The 16,967-nt window shown below is 67.3% G+C and carries 12 protein-coding genes and 1 pseudogene; 1 reads left to right on the forward strand and 12 read right to left on the reverse strand.

The features are described from left to right. Positions 1 to 16: 16 nt before the first annotated feature. The 11 genes and pseudogenes from QK291_RS11405 to QK291_RS11455 all read right to left on the reverse strand — a co-directional run bounded on the left by QK291_RS11405 (position 17) and on the right by QK291_RS11455 (position 14,637). A complete protein-coding gene (locus tag QK291_RS11405) occupies positions 17 to 1,249 on the reverse strand; it encodes a restriction endonuclease (protein ID WP_282381851.1) in 1,233 nt (410 codons plus the stop codon). 25 nt (positions 1,250 to 1,274) lie between these two features. After that, positions 1,275 to 3,506: an AAA family ATPase gene (locus tag QK291_RS11410; RefSeq protein ID WP_282381853.1), complete on the reverse strand. Its 2,232-nt coding sequence runs from the start codon at positions 3,504 to 3,506 to the stop codon at positions 1,275 to 1,277. A gap of 94 nt (positions 3,507 to 3,600) precedes the next feature. Continuing rightward, positions 3,601 to 3,879 carry a hypothetical protein gene (locus QK291_RS11415; protein WP_282381855.1) on the reverse strand — a complete coding sequence of 93 codons (279 nt, stop codon included), beginning with the start codon at positions 3,877 to 3,879 and terminating at the stop codon, positions 3,601 to 3,603. Positions 3,880 to 4,065: 186 nt separating this feature from the next. Next, positions 4,066 to 4,473, reverse strand: a pseudogene (locus QK291_RS11420) (thioesterase family protein); the annotation flags it as partial. Positions 4,474 to 4,544: 71 nt separating this feature from the next. After that, on the reverse strand, positions 4,545 to 6,488 hold the full coding sequence (locus QK291_RS11425) for an ABC transporter ATP-binding protein (protein WP_282382100.1): 1,944 nt from the start codon (positions 6,486 to 6,488) through the stop codon (positions 4,545 to 4,547). 167 nt (positions 6,489 to 6,655) lie between these two features. Beyond that, complete coding sequence (locus tag QK291_RS11430) at positions 6,656 to 8,389, reverse strand: ABC transporter ATP-binding protein (RefSeq protein ID WP_282381857.1); 1,734 nt, start codon at positions 8,387 to 8,389, stop codon at positions 6,656 to 6,658. 246 nt (positions 8,390 to 8,635) lie between these two features. After that, positions 8,636 to 10,411 carry an MFS transporter gene (locus QK291_RS11435; protein WP_282381858.1) on the reverse strand — a complete coding sequence of 592 codons (1,776 nt, stop codon included), beginning with the start codon at positions 10,409 to 10,411 and terminating at the stop codon, positions 8,636 to 8,638. A gap of 10 nt (positions 10,412 to 10,421) precedes the next feature. Beyond that, on the reverse strand, positions 10,422 to 10,901 hold the full coding sequence (locus tag QK291_RS11440) for a MarR family transcriptional regulator (protein WP_282381859.1): 480 nt from the start codon (positions 10,899 to 10,901) through the stop codon (positions 10,422 to 10,424). 243 nt (positions 10,902 to 11,144) lie between these two features. Further along, positions 11,145 to 12,833, reverse strand: a complete 1,689-nt coding sequence (locus QK291_RS11445; RefSeq protein ID WP_282381861.1) for a thiamine pyrophosphate-binding protein — start codon at positions 12,831 to 12,833, stop codon at positions 11,145 to 11,147. Continuing rightward, the gene (gene speB, locus QK291_RS11450; protein WP_282381863.1) at positions 12,830 to 13,918 is read right to left on the reverse strand and encodes an agmatinase; all 1,089 of its coding nucleotides are present in this window, start codon (positions 13,916 to 13,918) and stop codon (positions 12,830 to 12,832) included. The genes QK291_RS11445 and speB overlap by 4 nt, the downstream gene beginning before the upstream one ends. Before the next feature lie 143 nt (positions 13,919 to 14,061). Then, positions 14,062 to 14,637 (reverse strand): cupin domain-containing protein, encoded by a 576-nt coding sequence (locus QK291_RS11455; protein WP_282381864.1) that lies wholly within the window; start codon positions 14,635 to 14,637, stop codon positions 14,062 to 14,064. A gap of 308 nt (positions 14,638 to 14,945) precedes the next feature. On the opposite strand from QK291_RS11455, the gene QK291_RS11460 reads away from it, so the two are divergent. Beyond that, positions 14,946 to 16,469: a sodium:solute symporter gene (locus QK291_RS11460; RefSeq protein WP_282381865.1), complete on the forward strand. Its 1,524-nt coding sequence runs from the start codon at positions 14,946 to 14,948 to the stop codon at positions 16,467 to 16,469. Between the two features lie 163 nt (positions 16,470 to 16,632). Here the strand turns inward: QK291_RS11460 and QK291_RS11465 are convergent, their stop codons facing one another. Next, positions 16,633 to 16,869: a hypothetical protein gene (locus QK291_RS11465; protein ID WP_282381866.1), complete on the reverse strand. Its 237-nt coding sequence runs from the start codon at positions 16,867 to 16,869 to the stop codon at positions 16,633 to 16,635. Positions 16,870 to 16,967 lie beyond the last annotated feature (98 nt).

A 16,967-nucleotide genomic window follows, 5' to 3' on the forward strand; every position in this document is an offset into this window, starting at 1 on the left:
CATGGCTCGGCGGACGTCAGCGGCTGATGGTTGCCTGACGGACCACTTCGCCCCATGACTGCTGCGCGAGGTCCGCGACGGAAGCTAGGATTTCCGACGGCGGCCTCGACAGGTCCAGCGGGAACTCCACCACGTCCATGTCCGTATTGAGGATCCGGCGCAGTTTGATCTCCCCCGCGCCCGGATACACCAGCCAGGCCATCGGCACCTGCAGCGAGGTGCAGTACGCCAGCATCCGGTAGTGGTCCCCCGTAAGTGACGCCCCGGCGTCGGCCGCGGCCTGGTATTTGGCGTCGTAGACCACCACCGGCCGCCCGCCCAGCAGGTGCACGGCGCCGGGCTGCACCACGATCCGGTCCGAGTCGCGTACGGCTTCAGTGAGCAGGGCGTTGTACCGCAGCCGCATCTGCCCCGGGTAGGCCGCCATGGCCTCGCGGAGCGCCTTCCCGACGAAGTCCTCGAACACCACGGACATGTCCACGACAAACGACGCCGACTGCTGCGTGCCGTCGCCGGCCTCCGCGGAGGCGTGGCGCAGGATCACCTCGGCGAGCCGCAGCGCGCCCTGATACCGGGTGTTCATCCGGCTCGCCCGCCACACCGGCAAAGGCGCGCCGGACTGCAGCCGGGTCACGGCCGCGAGCTTGCCCTTGAGCTGGCGGAGCCGGCTGAGCACCTCCGGCCGCACGCCCGGGACCTGGGACATCCGCTCCAGCGCCGCCCGCAGGATGCGGTTCTCCGCAATGTCCTCGGTGAATTCGTCGTAGGAAACCTCCAGCGGCACGAGCATGCCGGGCCGCCGCGAGATCTGGTCCGAAATACGGATCCTGCCCTTGACCGTCCGCAGCGCCTCGTCGACGGTCAGGTAGCCCCGCAGCACCCCGCGGCTGAGTGCCCTGTCCGCGAGCTGCGCCAGGGACTCGGCCAGCGCGCTCCACATATCCGCCTCCTCGACCGCGGCGACGGAGTCCTCCCGGAAACCCTGGTCCCCGGCGTAGCCCAGCAGGAACAGGAGCCGGCCCAGGCCGAGCCGGTCCTTGGGCCGCACCTCGAGCTGCACCGTCGGGGTGCGCACCGAGCCGACCTTCCCCACGGGCTCGACCCGGTACAGGCCCATGCCCATCGGCGAGGCGTTGGCCAGGCCGCTGCCATTGACAAAGGCCGCGCTGGCCGGGTCTAGCCGCTCGATCACGCCGCCGGAGAGCTCGTCGAGGACGAGCCGGCGGACCGGCTGCGACCCCGGGGCCAAGTTCCGGCCGGCCGGCCTTGGCCGGCTAGACGCGCGCAAGGCGGCCAAGCAGCTGCTCCAGCCCGAACCGCTCCTCCAGCTGTGCACGGTTCAGCTGGCCGTGGTAATGCTCCTCCAGCAGCGGCATCAGCTCGTACTTCCAGATCCGGCGCAGGCCCTTCGGCGTCTGCGCGGACGGCTTCATGAAGTAGGACGGGCCGATCATCAGGTCCCGGTCCCATTCATCGATGGCGTCGTTGAGCGCGTCCATCAGCAGGACCGGCGTCGTGTCCAGGTCCCGTGCCTGCAGGAACCGCAACAGCGATCCCTGCACGGGTTCGGTCTTGGGGTGCAGCTCGATGAAGGAGAAGCGCCGGCGGATGGCGGCATCCATCATCGCGATGGACCGGTCCGCGGTGTTCATGGTGCCGATGATGTAGAGGTTGTCCGGCAGCGTGAAGGGCTCGTTGGGGCTGTACTGCAGATAGATCCGGTCGTCGCGGTATTCGAGCAGGAAGTACAGCTCACCGAAGACCTTCGCGAGGTTCGCCCGGTTCATCTCATCGATGATCAGGAAGTACGGCTTGCTCTCGTTCCCGGGCTTGGCAGCTTCCTCGGCGATCCGGCGCAGCGGCCCGGCGACCAGTTTGAACGACACCTGGCCTTCTTCGGTCTTGTCCGGCCGGAAGCCTTCGAAGAAGTCCTCGTAGGCGTAGGAGGGGTGGAACTGGACCAGCTTGACGCGTTCGTCGGTGGTGTCGCCGGCGAGCTGGGCGGCCAGGTGCTTGGCGAGGTAGGTCTTACCGGTGCCGGGCGGACCGTACAGCACCAGCTGGCGGTTCTCCTCCAGCAGTTCGGCGATCTCCTGCAACGGCTCCAGGTCCATGTGCAGCGACGCGGCGAACTCCGGCGTCAGCGGGCGGAATCCCTCGCAGGCGGGCTCGACGGCGGCGGCCGGCCCGGTCCCGTCGCCGGGCTGGGCTTCCGCTTCGGCGGGCAGCAACGCCTCCAGGGCCTGGATGACGCGAGTGACGTCCACAACGATGCCGGAGGTGGCCAGCTGCCGCTGCACGTGGCGAGGCAGCTCCGTCATGTTGTGGGTCTCGTCGAACCAGCGGACCTTGCGGCGCAGCCGGCGGTTGTCCTCGTGGTGTTCGGGCTCACCGAGCACCACGCCCACCCGGACGGTGCCGGAACTCTGGTACAGGGCCAGGTCGCCGGGTTTCATCACGGTCAGGAAGGCGAAGACGGCGGTTTTGGTGTCCTCGCGTTCCACGTAGCCAAGGTGCTTGTAGTCCTCATCCACGGCATGCTGGACCAGCCCGGCGCTGACGCCCGGGTCCAGCAGGCGCAGGTGCTCGACGTCGAGCGTGACCGATTCCTCGGCCTGCCAGGTCCCCAGCACGTCGGTGTTGTCGTGGTGGGTCCGCAGCAGCCAGGCCCGCCGGCCGGGGTCGCCGACCTTGCGCCACTGGCTCACGAGCTGCCGGGAGTACCAGTCGATCCGCTGGCCGGCCTGTTCGTCGAGGTGCAGCCGGATGCGGTGGATGTCGGCGGAAATATCCTCGTCGTTGTCGCCCCTCGCCCCGCCCACGAGGGAGGCGAACGCGTCGCGGATCTCCTGGCGCTCGACGTCGGCCACAACGGGCTCGAAGTAGCTGGGCCAGACCAGGAATTCGATGCTGCGGCGGATGGCGGGCTGGTCATCGGGCGTGCCGGCAACCAGCCGGTGGAAGGCCAGCGGATCCTTGACGGCGGCCGCGATTTCCCCGGCCGGGCGCTGGGCGACGTGCGTCACCAGCCGGCAGAGCCATTTGAGGTGGTCCCAGATGGTCCAGTTGAACTCGGCGGTGCGGTCCCGGATGACACCGTGGTCCGTGATGCCCGCGAAGAGCTCATCCGGGAGTTCCAGCGGCGGCTCCAGCCAGGAAGCGGCCTCGGCCACCCGCGCGCGCTTGACCCTGAGGGACTTCACCTCATGGGCCAGTGGCAGGGACTGCAGGAAGAGCAGCTCGACGGCCAACTGCTTGGCGCCCCGGGAGGCGTCCGCCAGGTTCTGCCGCAGGTTGGTCATCATCGGCGCTTTGGGATCCGGCACCCCGCGTTCGAGGCGGCCGAGCAGCTCCGCGGCGGCCGGCACCGACCACGTTTTGGTGCGGCCATCCAGGGCGGAAGCTTTGCCCAGCAGGCCGGGCCCCAAGACAAACCACGCCGCGTCCTCAATCTCCTTGGAGATGCCGAGGGCGCGGTGCATGGCAGGCTTTTTGGCTGGGGTCATGCCTTCAATTTACAGGCTTAAGACCGGACGCCCGCATCACGGGGCGGCCCAAAGTTACTGCCCGGTAGCTCCGTGAGGAGGCGGGACGGGCGTGCTACTTGGCCGCCGGGGTCCGCTTGACGCCGAACGTGAAGTAGCTGCCCGGTCCGACAAAGTTGACCAGGGTCGCCAACCGCCAAAACATCTTGCTACCGCGGATCTGCTCCGCCGGCCGGTGCGAGATATCCTTCTGCGCGGCGAACAGCAGCGAGAGCTGGACGATGGCCGCGGTGATGGTGCCGAACTTCGCTGCCGGCGAGAGTTCCTTCCAGGTCTTCTTCCGCGCGTTCCTCCTGCGGTTCTTCGCCATCATCTGTGCTCGTTTGTTCACCATGATCTGTGCTCCTTGGCTTCGGGGCTAAGTGCCCGCGGGTTGTTTATTCTAGGGACGATCGGTGGACCGAGGTAGAGGCTATCGGACCGGGTAGGCGGGCTCCGGGTGGGCGGTGCCCGGATGGGCGGGTTCCGGGCGGGCGGGGCCCGGAACCGGGGTTGCGGCCGGAGCCGAGTGGACGGCCGCGTACGGAGCCAGCCTGTCCTTCTGCTCCGGGGTCAGCCGCAGCACCCGCCCGGTGGATTCCTCCACGAAGGCCAGGTGGCTGGTGGCCCGGACGCAGTCCTCGCCCGTCACGGGGTCCTGGACGAGGTAGTGGATGTCGAAGCTGGCGCCCTTGACGGCGCCGATCCACAGCTGGACCACAGCCGGGATGTTGCGGTATTCGAGCGTGCGGACGTAGCGGATCTTGTGTTCCACGATCAGGGCCAGGGTCCCTTCCGGGACCTCGCTGAAGAGCGGTACGGGCGGCTCGATTCCGGGCAGTCCGGGACCGCGCGGCGGCCCAAAGGCCGCGATCCGGGCCTCCTCCAGGATCCGGACGACCTGGACGTTGTTAATGTGGCCGTAGGCGTCCATGTCGCCCCAGCGCATCGGGATCTGCACCTCGATGCGCCGGGACTCTGACTCTGCGGACTCGGACTCGGCTGCGGGGGCGGCGGCGCTCAACTGTGCACCGCCGTCGCGTCGTTTGCCGTGTTCGCCGAAAAGTCCGTCTCCGCGTGTTCGCCGGCGAACTGGGACATGTACAGGCGGTAGTAGGCGCCCTTAAGGTCCAGCAGCTGGGCGTGGGCGCCCTGCTCCACGATCCGGCCGGCCTCCATCACGAGGATGGTGTCGGCGTCGCGGATGGTGGAGAGCCGGTGGGCGATCACGAAGCTGGTGCGGTCGGTGCGCAGGGCGGCCATCGCTTTCTGGACGAGCACCTCCGTGCGGGTGTCCACCGAGCTGGTGGCCTCGTCCAGGATCAGCAGCGAAGGGTTCGCCACGAATGCCCGGGCGATGGTGATTAGCTGCTTCTCGCCGGCGCTGACGTTGTTGCCTTCCTCGTCGAGGATGGTGTCGTAGCCGTCCGGGAGGGCGCGGACGAACCGGTCAACGAAGGTGGCCTTCGCCGCCTCCATTACCTGGTCCTCGGTGGCGTCCAGCTTGCCGTAGCGGATGTTCTCGTAGATGGTCCCGCCGAAGAGCCAGGCGTCCTGGAGCACCATGCCGACCTTGGCCCGCAGGCCCGCACGGCTCAGGTGGGTGATGTCGACACCGTCCAGGGTGATGCTGCCGCCCTGGAGCTCGTAGAAGCGCATCACGAGGTTCACCAGGGTGGTTTTGCCGGCGCCGGTGGGGCCGACGATCGCGACCGTGTGCCCGGGCTCCGCGGTGAAGGACAGGTCCTCGATCAGCGGTTTGTCCGGGGTGTAGCTGAACGTGACGTGCCGGAACTCGACGTGGCCGTCGGTCTTGGCCGGCAGCTGCTCCGTGGCGGTCTCGGCGTCCTGTTCCTCGGCGTCGAGGAATTCGAACACCCGCTCCGCGGAGGCGACGCCGGACTGCAACATGTTCGCCATGCCCGCCATCTGGCCTAGCGGCTGGGTAAACTCGCGCGAGTACTGGATGAACGCGGTGGCGTCGCCCAGGCTCATCCCGCCGGAGGCCACCCGAAGGCCGCCGACGACGGCGATGCCCACGTAGCTAAGGTAGGACACGAACTGCATGACCGGCATGATCATGCCGGACACGAACTGCGCCCCGAAACTGGCCCTGTAGAGCGCCTCGTTGCGTTCGTCGAAGCGGTCCAGCATGTCGGCGTCGCGGCCGAAGACCCGGACCAGGTCGTGGCCGGAGAAGGATTCCTCGATCTGTCCGTTGAGCTCGCCGGTGTTCTTCCACTGGGCGGCGAAGAGCTTCTGGCTGCGGGAGCCGATGATGCCGGCGGCGACGGCCGAGAGCGGCAGCGCGACCAGGGCAATGAGGGCCAGCTGCCAGGACACGATGAACATCATGATGACGATGCCGATCACCGTCAGCGCCGAGTTCAGGAGCTGCGCGAAGGCCTGCTGCAGCGCCTGCTGGATGTTGTCCACGTCGTTCGTGACCCGGGAGAGGATGTCCCCGCGCTGGCGGGTGTCGAAGTAGTTCAGCGGGAGCCGGTTGAGCTTTTTCTCGGTGTCGTCGCGCAGCTGGCGGACCACCCGCATGACCAGGATGTTCAGGACGTAGCCCTGCAGCCAGAGGAAGATGTTGGCGACGAAGTACATCACCAGCACCACACTGATCAGGAAGGCGAGCTGCTGGAAGTCGATGCCCACGCCGGGAACGACGTCCATCTTGGCGAGCATGTCCGCGAAATTGTCCTGGCCCTGGGCGCGCAGGCCCTGGACGAACTCCTCCTTGGTGCCGCCGGCCGGCAGCTGCTTGCCCACGACGCCGCCGAAGATCACGTCCATCGCCTGGCCGAGGATCCGGGGCGCCACCACGTTGAGGACGACGGCGACCGTCACCATGGCGAGCACGGCGATGATGCCGGCCCGTTCGGGCTTCAGCAGGCCCATCAGCCGCTTCGCGGAGGGCCAGAAGTGTTGGGCTTTCTTCGCGGGCAGGTTCCCGAACATGCCGCCGTCGGCCTCGCCGGGGGTGTATTCCTCCTCGTGGAAATCGTCGTCGGGCTCGGTAGTGGAGGGCCCGGTGCCGGGGCCGGTGGAGGAGTGGCCGGTGGCAGACGGTTCCGTGGCAGATGGTTCCGTTCCGGAGGGTGGGAGCTTGGTCTTTTCGTTGGTGCTCATGCCACGACCTCCGCGGTCAGCTGGGATTCGACAATTTCCTGGTAGGTGCTGGAGCTCTGCAGCAGCTCGTCGTGTGTGCCGCGGTCCACGATCCGCCCGTTGTCGAGCACCAGGATCTGGTCGGCGTCGGCGATGGTGGAGACGCGCTGCCCAACGATAATGACGGTCGCGTCGGCGGTTTTCGCTTTGAGGGCGCGGCGGAGCCGGGCGTCGGTGGCGACGTCGAGGGCGGAGAAGGAGTCGTCAAAGAGGAACACCTTGGGCTCGGTGACCAGGGCCCGGGCGATGCAGAGACGCTGGCGCTGGCCGCCGGAGACGTTGGTGCCGCCCTGGGAGATCCGTGAGCCGAGTCCGTTCTTCTTCTCGCGCACAAAGTCCTCCGCCTGGGCCACAGTCAGCGCATCCCAGAGCTGCTCGTCGGTGGCCTCCGGCTTTCCGAAGCGCAGGTTGTGTTCGATGGTTCCGGAGAACAGGTAGGGCCGCTGCGGAACCATGGCCACGCGCTGCGTGATCTCCGAGCGGTCCAGCTGGGTGACGGGGACGCCGTCGAGCAGCACCTCCCCCGACTCGGCGTCGTACAGGCGGGGCAGCAGGGCCAGCAGGCTGGTCTTGCCGGCGCCGGTGGAGCCGATGATGGCCACGGTCTGCCCTGGTTCGGCGGTGAAGCTGATGCCGCTCAGGACGGGCGCTTCGGCGCCGGGGTAGGCGAAGGACACGTTCCGGAATTCGACGCGGCCGGCCTTTTCAACCGGTGCCACCGGGGTCAGGGTCTCGTGGATGGAGGGTTCGACGTCGAGCACCTCACCGATGCGGTCGGCGCAGACTGTGGCGCGGGGAATCATCATGGCCATAAACGTGCCCATCATGACGGCCATCAGGATCTGCAGCAGGTACTGCAGGAACGCCGTCAGCGAGCCGACCTGCATCTCGCCGGCATCGACCCGCTGGCCGCCAAACCACAGCACGGCCGCGGTGGAGATGTGCAGGATCATGCCGATCGCGGGGAACATGAGAACGAACAGGGCGCCGATCTTCAGCGAAACGTCGGTGAGGTCCTTGTTCGCGGCGCCGAAGCGCTCGGCTTCGTGCGGTTCGCGGACGAAAGCCCGGACCACGCGGATGCCGATGATCTGCTCGCGGAGAATGCCGTTGAGCCGGTCGATCTTCTTCTGCATGGACCGGAAGAGCGGCATCAGGCGGACCACGAGGTAGCCCACCACCACCACCAGCACCGGAACGGAAACCCAGACCAGCCAGGACAGGCTGAGGTCCTCGCGGACGGCCATGAAGATGCCGCCGATGCACATGATGGGCGTGGCCACCATGAAGTTCAGCCCCATCAGCATGAGCATCTGCACTTGCTGGACATCGTTGGTGCCGCGGGTGATCAGGGTGGGGGCGCCGAAGACGTTGACGTCCTTGGCGGAGAAACTCGTGACCTGGCGGAAGACCCCGCGGCGCAGGTCGCGGCCGAACGCCATGGCCGCCTTGGACCCGAAATAGACGCCGGCGATCGCGGTGGCGACCTGGATCAGGGCGACGACGAGCATGACCCCGCCGGTCCGCCAGATGTAGTCCGTGTCGCCGCGGGAGACGCCCTCGTCAATGATCTGGGCGTTCAGGCTGGGAAGGTACAGCGCCGCGATGGTGGAGGTGAGCTGGAAGAAGATTACTGCCCAGATGTACGGCAGATACGGCTTGGAATAGCGCCGTATGAGAGTGACAAGCATGCCCACGAGTCCTTAGGAAATACCGAGTAAATGAGGCTGGAGAAGAATCTGGCGGGGAACCATCCACCGGATGCTCCCATTACTAGCAGAGGGGGCCGACAGCCATAGCCATCCAACTCTACGAAACGACCGGCCCGCGGGGAACATCGGAGACTGAAAATCATCCATACGGCGTACGTTGCGGGATCTGTGCGCTGCCGGCGCCCCCGCCCGCACTTCGGGGCGGCAGCGGCGCCGGCAGCGGGCTTACCGGGCCCGGCGCTGGCTTTCGCGCTGCTGGCCGAGCACCTCGACAAATTCCCGGTCGAGGTCGACGATGCCCGTCCCGGCCCCGGGGCCGGCCCCGGCAGACCCGGCGGACCGGGCAGACCCGGCGGACCCGGCAGACCCGGCAGACCCGGCAGACCCGGGGGTCCCGGCGGACACGGCGGGCGTGCCGGACCCGGCGGCCGTGCCGCCGTCGCCGTCGCCTTTGGCCGCGGGGCTGACGATGTCCACGGTGCGCCGCAGCGGCTCTTCCTTGATGAAGAGGATGGCAACCAGGGCCACCAGGCCCACGACCGCGGAGACCATAAAGATCTGCGCCGTGGCGTCACCGTAGGCGGCCCGCAGGATCTCGCGGACGGGCCCCGGCATGTCCTTGAGGTCCATGCTGGTGCCGGTGCCGCCGCTGGCGGGAATCCCCGCGGCGGCAAGGCCCTCGGTGGCGAGTTCCTTGACCCGGTTGGCCATGATGGCTCCCAGCACGGAGACGCCGATGGCGCCGCCGACCGAGCGGAAGAAGGCCACCGAGGCGCTGGCGGTTCCGATGTCACTGGCCCGCACAGTGTTCTGCACTGCCAGGACGAGGTTCTGCATCAGCAGGCCCAGGCCGAGTCCGAGGATTGCGGTGTAGAGGCCGGTCAGCCAGAGCTCCGTGGTGTGATCGATGGTTCCGGTCAGTCCGAGGCCGCTGATCAGAAGGACGGAGCCGGCGACCAGGTACCGCTTCCACTTTCCGGTCCGGCTGATCAGCTGTCCTGAAACGACGGAACCGATCAGGTTGCCGGCGATCATCGGCAGGGTCAGGAGCCCCGCTTCGGTGGGGGAAGCGCCGCGGGCCACCTGGAAGTACTGGCCCAGGAAGGCGGAGGATCCGAACATCCCCACGCCGACGGCGATCGAGGCGAGAATGGCGAGGGCGGTGGTGCGCTGCGAGATGATCTTCAGCGGAATGATCGGCTGCGGGACCTTGGATTCGACCAGGACCAGCAGGGCGAGCAGGGCGACGCCGCCGCCCACCATGGCCATGGTCTGCCAGGACCACCAGTCGTAGTAGTCCGGGTTGCCGGCGAAAGACACCCAGATCAGCAGCAGGCTGACGCCGGAGGTCAGCAGGATGGAGCCGAGCCAGTCGATCTTGGCGGGGCGCCGAACATGCGGCAGCTTCAGGGTGACCTGCAGCAGGATGAGCGCCACAACGGCCAGGGGGACGCAGACGAAGAAGGTCCAGCGCCAGCCCAGCGGGCTGTCCACGATGAACCCGCCGAGCAGCGGACCTCCGGCGGTGCCCACGGCCATCACGGCGCCCATGTAGCCGGAGTACCTGCCGCGGTCGCGGGGCGGGATGATGGAGCCGATGATGGCCATGGCCAGCGCGGTGAGCCCGCCCATCGCGACTCCCTGGATGACGCGGGCGGTCAGCAGCAGCGGGATCGTCTCGGACAGGCCCGCCATCACGGATCCGCCCACGAAGATCACAATGCTGAGCTGGACCAGCACCTTCTTGTTGAAGAGATCGGCGAGCTTGCCCCAGATGGGGGTGGTGGCCGCGTTGGCCAGCAGGGCCGCGGTGATGACCCAGGCGAAGTCGGTCTGGGTGCCGTTGAGCTCGGACATGATCGTCGGAAGGGCGTTCGCGACGATCGTGCTGCTGATAATGGCGGTGAAGAACGCGGCCAGCAGGCCGGTCAGGGCCTCCATGATCTGGCGGTGGGTCATCACCGCCGGTGGTGCCGGCGGCATTTCTGTGGTTGCTGCCATGGGGCGCTCCTTAAACAATGTCGGTCGTATCTATGGATCCGGCCGTCGTTGCCCGGGCTGACGTCCTGAGGGACTCAGCAAGTTTCTGCAAGGTTTTCGTTGTCTCTTCGACGTCCTGTTCACTCCAGTCCTGCAGGAAACCAAGGAGTGTGGCGGCGCGCTGGTCCTCGATGGACCGGAGCTTCGCGGCGCCGGACACGGAGAGGGCGATCAGCTGGGCCCGCCCATCCAGCGGGTCGGGCCTGCGGACCACAAAGCCCTGTTCCTCCAGTTCGGCGATGTGCCGGCTGAGGACGGGGGCGCTGACCCCGAGCCGTTCCGCGAGGGCGGTGGCGCGGGATTCCCCCTCCCCCACAAAGCGGAGCACGCCCTGGAGCGCCACTCCGGTGTCCTCCCCGCGGAGCTTGACCGCCGCGACGCACCGCACGGCGCGCTGCAGATCGAAGATTTGATGGACGAGTTTGGCTGCGGTGTCCGGCGCGACTGCCATAACGGCTCCCCTTTGCTTGCCTAAGGCAACAATATATCAGGAATTTAGTTACTTTGGGAAACTAACCCTTTTCCGGCCGGGCTTCACACTTAAACGCCACGCGCGGACCGGCAGCTGTGCTGCCGGTCCGCGCGTGCCTGTCCTAGCAGGGGCGGGGAGCGTAATGCTGGGGCCTACCTCTGGGTGGAAGCGGGGAGCGTGATGCTGAGGCCTCCCTCTGGGTGGAAACTTGGGGCGTGGTGTTTAGGCTTCCATGTGGGTGGGGGCGAACATCCTCAGCAGGGTTTCGACGACGACGACGTTCGGCCCGTCGGCGGCGAACCCGGCCTTGAGCGCGTCCCCGACGCCCTCGGGTGCAACCCGGACAGCCGGCACGCCGAAGGCTTCGGCCAGCTTGACGAAGTCGGGACGGGCGAGTTCCGTGGCGGTGGCCTTGCCGAAGGCACCGACCATGTATTCGCGCAGGATGCCGTAGCCGCCGTCGTCGACGATCAGCCAGGTCACCGGAACGTTGTGCTGTTTGGCCGTGGCCAGTTCGGAGATGGAATACATCGCCGAACCGTCGCCGGAGACGGCGAGCACCCGGGCAGAGCCGCCGGGCGTGCCGGTGGTTTCGAGGCCGACGGCGCCGCCGATCGCCGCGGGGAAGCCGAAGCCGAGTCCGCCGGCGCCCTGGGCGGAGTGGAACTGGCCCTCGCGGGCATCCCAGCAGCTCCAGGCCCAGTACGCGGAAATGGTCATGTCCCAGAATGTCTGCATGGTGGCGGGAACGGCCTCCCGGATGTCCGCCATGAACTTCAGTTCCTTGCCGAGATCCTGGGATTCCAGCCGGGCTTTGACCTTGGCCAGCGTTTCCTTGACCAGGACCTCGGGCGCTGTGCCGTGCCAGTCCGCGCGCCCTCCGCGCGGTTCCGTCAGGGCGCCGTCGAGCGCCGTCTCGAGGGCAGCGTCGAGGGCAGCGAGCGCCTGGCCGGCGTCGGCCCGGATGCCCAGGCCTGGCCTGTTGGATTCGAGGACGCGCGGTTCGGCGTCGATCTGGATGATCCTGCCGCGCGGTTCAAAGGTGAAGTAGTTGGACGTGACTTCGCCCAGCGAGGAGCCGATCACGATCAGCACGTCGGCGTCCTCAAGCAGCTCCGTCATGTGCTGGTCCTCGATCCAGGCCTGCAGCGAGAGCTCGTGGTTCCAGGGGAAGGCGCCATTGCCGCCGGGGGTGCAGATGACGGGAGCCCGGAGCTTCTCCGCGATGGAAAGCAGCGATTTCTCGGCGCGGCCGCGGCGTGTTCCGCCGCCGGCGATGATGGCGGGACGTTCCGCCGTCGCGAGCCATTTCACGGCCTCACGCACCAGCTCGACGCGCGGCGGATTGTCGGCCGCCTCGGCGAGGGCGTCCTCCACCGGCGGCACCATGATGGGGTCCAGCAGCACGTTCTGCGGGATTTCCAGCCACACGGGACCCTGCGGGGAGGAGATCGCCTCAGTCCACGCGTCCTGGATGCCGGAGGGAATGCCGGACGCGTGCTGGATCAGCCGCTGGCTCTTGGTGACGTTGGCGGCGGAGGCCTTCTGGTCATCGAGCTGGTGCAGCATGCCCTTGCGGCGCGCCCCGAGTCCCTCGAGCGGGATCTGGCTGGCGATGACCACCATCGGAACGCCGGTGGCGTAGGCCTCCTGCAGGCCGGCCAGGGACGTGAGCGCGCCGGGGCCGGTGGAGAGGAAGAGGACACCGACCTCGCCGGTGGCCCGGGAGTAGCCGTCCGCGGCGAAGGCCGAGTTGTTCTCCACCCGCGAGGAGACGAAGTGCAGGTTTCCGCGGCCCATTGCATCAAAGAGACCCAGGGCGTGCTGGCCCGGGATGCCGAAGACGGTTTTCGCGCCGAGTGCTTCGAGGGTTTCGACGACGAGGTCTCCGCCGTTGCGCCCGCCGGTCACTGGGAGGCCCCGCTCCCGGCGCGCTGTGCCGCCGGAGTTGCGAAGCCGGCCGGCCGGCGGGATTCCTGGCCGAGGGCCTGGGCGGCATAGCCGGTGGCCGCGCCGAAGCGGTCGCCTTCCACCGCGCGGTCCGCCATCAGGGTGACGAGTTCGTAGGCCACGTGGCTGGCGGCGACACCGGTGATGTCGGCGTGGTCGTACGCGGGGGCGACTTCGACGACGTCGGCGCCGACCAAGTTCATGCCGCGGAAGCCGCGGATGATTTCCAGCAGCTCACGGCTGGTGATGCCGCCGGCTTCCGGGGTTCCGGTGCCGGGGGCATGGGCGGGATCGAGCACGTCGATGTCCACGGAGATGTAGAGCGGACGGTTGCCGATCCGGTCGCGGACCTTGGCGACGGTTTCCAGCACGCCCTGGTAGTAGACGTCGGCGGAGGTGACGATGCCGAAGCCGAAGCGGTGGTCGTCGTCGAGGTCCTTCTTGCCGTAGAGCGGACCGCGGGTGCCGATGTGGCTGATCGCCTCGGTATCCAGTATCCCTTCCTCAACGGCGCGGCGGAACGGGGTGCCGTGGGTGTATTCGGCGCCGAAGTAGGTGTCCCAGGTGTCCAAGTGCGCATCGAAGTGCAGCATGGCGACGGGCTGGCCGGCGCGTTCGGCGGCGGCGCGGAGCAGCGGCAGGGCGATGGTGTGGTCCCCGCCCAGGGTCACCAGCTTGCTGCCGGAGGCGGTCAGGTCCAGCGCATTCTGCTGGATGGTCTCGATCGCTTCATGGATGTTGAAAGGGTTGACGGCCATGTCGCCGGCGTCGGCCACCTGGATGTTTTCGAAGGGGCTGACATCCCAGGCCGGGTTGTACGGGCGCAGCAGCCGGCTGGCCTCGCGGATGTGGTTGGACCCGAAGCGGGCACCGGGCCGGTACGAGACGCCCGAGTCAAAGGGGACGCCAACAACTGTGACGTCCGCCTTGGCGACCTGGTCCAGCCGCGGCAGGCGCGCATAGGTGGCGGCTCCCGCGTAGCGCGGAATGCGGGATGAATCGATGGGGCCAAGGTTGCCATTGGCCTCGATGCGCAGCTCTTCCAAAAGAAAGCCTCTCCTTCGAGGATTGACCGACGGGTGTGACAGCCATCATACACTCGAAGTTGTCCCTTGAGCATCAAATGTTTACCAGGGCTGGCAACGAGTAACTTTGCGGGAACGCAAACCCGCAAGCCAGACTCGGGAACTCAGCGGCTCGCGGCGGGGACCAGCACCCAAAGGACCTCGACGGCTTCATCCGTCGGATTGACCCAGGTGTGCGGCTCGCGGCCCGGGAAGGTCACGGTGTCCCCCGTGTGAAGTTCGAATTCCTCATTCGTGAGGATCAGGCGGATGCTGCCCTTGACCACATGCAGCACGTCGACGTCGCAGTCCACGGCATACAGCTCCGATTCGCCGCGGCCGCGGGGCTCGATCACGGCCTGGATGATCTGGACCCGGCGCTCTGAGCGGGCGGTCAGCAGCCGCTCCACGATCCCTTCGCCGCCCAGCGAGATCCGGGGGCCTTCGTTCGTCTTGGTGAGGTGCGTTTCCGGGGCGGCAAAGAGGTCGCCGATCGAGATGGAGAGCACCTGGCACAGCGTCACCAGGGACGCGACCGAGGGTGAGGTGAGGTCACGCTCGACCCGGCTGAGGAAGCCCTTGGTCAGACCGGTCGCGTCGGCCACCTGCTCGATAGTGAGCCGCTGCGACTGGCGGGCGGCGCGGATCCGGGAACCGATGGCAACAGGAACGTTGCTCGGTTCAACTGGTAGAGCCTTCATTTTGGAACCTTTCACGGCCGGCCGCTCGGCCCCATCGTTGGAGCAATACTAGCGGGACGGCATCCCCGGTCGCCGGATCCACCCGCGCCGCGTAATGCGTCTTGACTGTTACCGGGATCACAACATACTGTGTGGCAACAAGTGTTGCCTAGTGGGCAATTACCGCCACGTGGATGCGGTGGAGTCACCCGACCCGAGCGGCTCCCACCGGCAACCCGTCACCGTACCCGTCATGAAGCACCTGACCCGGCACCCGAGCGAGTCCCGGCCGGTTCAGGCCTGCTCCGAACAGCTCCGAGGAGCCCTCAATGGACGCAAGTTTCGTCAACATCGCCATCGTGGTGGTGTATTTGGTCGCCATGCTGGCGTTCGGGTGGTGGGGTAAATCCCGCACCAAGAACAACAGCGACTTCCTGGTGGCCGGCCGCCGCCTCGGCCCGTTCCTGTACACCGGAACCATGGCCGCCGTCGTGCTCGGTGGCGCCTCCACCGTAGGCGGCGTGGGCCTGGGCTACAAATTCGGCATCTCCGGCATGTGGCTCGTGGTCGCGATCGGCGCCGGCGTGCTGCTGCTCAGCCTGCTCTTCGCCGGCACCATCCAGAAGCTCAAGATCTACACCGTGTCCCAGATGCTGAGCCTGCGGTATGGCAGCAACGCCACCCAGACCTCGGGCATCGTGATGCTCGCCTACACGCTCATGCTCTGCGCCACCTCCACCGGCGCCTACGCCACCATTTTTGTAGTGCTCTTCGGCTGGGACCGCGCCCTCGCCATCGCGATCGGCGGCGCGATCGTCCTGGTCTACTCGACCATCGGCGGCATGTGGTCCATCACCCTGGCCGACCAGGTCCAGTTCGTCATCAAAACGGTCGGTATCTTCTTCCTGATGCTGCCGTTCACGCTCAACGCCGCCGGCGGCTTCGAGGGCATCCGTGCCCGCGTCGACGCCAGCTTCTTCCAGATCGACGGCATCGGCATCCAGACGATCATCACCTACTTCGTCGTCTACACCCTGGGCCTGCTGATCGGTCAGGACATCTGGCAGCGCGTGTTCACCGCCAAGACCCCCACGGTCGCCCGCTGGGGCGGCGCCACGGCCGGCATCTACTGCATCCTCTACGGCGCGGCCGGCGCCCTGATCGGCCTCGGCGCCCGCGTTGCCCTGCCGGACATCGACGTCAAGGCCCTGGGCAAGGACGTGGTCTACGCCGAGGTCGCCACCAACCTGCTGCCGATCGGAATCGGCGGCCTGGTGCTCGCCGCAGCCGTCGCCGCCATGATGTCCACCGCCTCCGGCGCCCTGATCGCCGCCGCCACCGTGGCCCGCGCGGATGTCCTGCCCTTCGTCGCCAGCTGGTTCGGCAAGGACATCAACACCGACGACACGGACAACCCGGAACACGATGTCAGGGCCAACCGCATGTGGGTCCTGGGCCTCGGCATCGTCGCAATCGTCATCGCGATTATCACCAAGGACGTCGTCGCGGCACTCACCATCGCCTACGACATCCTCGTCGGCGGGCTCCTGGTCGCCATCCTCGGCGGGCTCATCTGGAAGCGCGGCACCGGCGTCGCCGCGGCCGCCTCTATGGCCGTCGGCTCGGTCATCACCCTCGGCACCATGATCATCCTGGAGATCAACGCAGAGGTCCCGCTGGACGGCATCTACGCCAACGAACCGATCTACTACGGCCTGCTGGCCTCCGCGGTCGTCTACATCGCGGTGTCACTGCTGACCAAGCCGACCGATCCCGCGGTTATGGCCAACTGGCACCGCCGGGTCGCCGGCGGCGCTGCCGAGGAAGAGCAGGTCCCCGTCCTGACGCACTAGGATCCTGACAGCACTAGGATCCTGACAGCACTAGGATCCTGACAGCACTAGGATCCTGACAGCGAGTTAACGGTCGACGGCGGCGCTCCCTTTGAGGGGGCGCCGCCGTCGGACATTCAAGCCGTCCTGCGTTAAGCCGCAGAGTACTCAGGCCTTGGGGGCATCATTCGTCCTCCTCGGGCTCCAGGATTTCCTCGCCGTCGAGGGGCACCACCGGCGTCTCATCGCCCAGGAAGTCCTCCTCCCCCAAGGGAACAAGCCGATCGGCCTCTTCGAACAGCTCCTCTTCCTCGGTCTCCGCGCCGTCCGTGACGGGCGCGTCGTCGGCGTAGTCGTAGGCGGGATCGGACTCGAGGGAATCCCGGGCCGGCTGGATTGGACGTGAGCCGATGTTGTCCATGATGCGACCTCCGTGTGATGCGGTGGCGGCCAAGGCCCCGGAGAGCCCGCCCTGGCTTTCATTCGAACACCACCGGCCCGGACGGTCAAGGGCTCCCG

The organism is Arthrobacter sp. AL12, assembly GCF_029960645.1.
GTDB lineage: Bacteria > Actinomycetota > Actinomycetes > Actinomycetales > Micrococcaceae > Arthrobacter.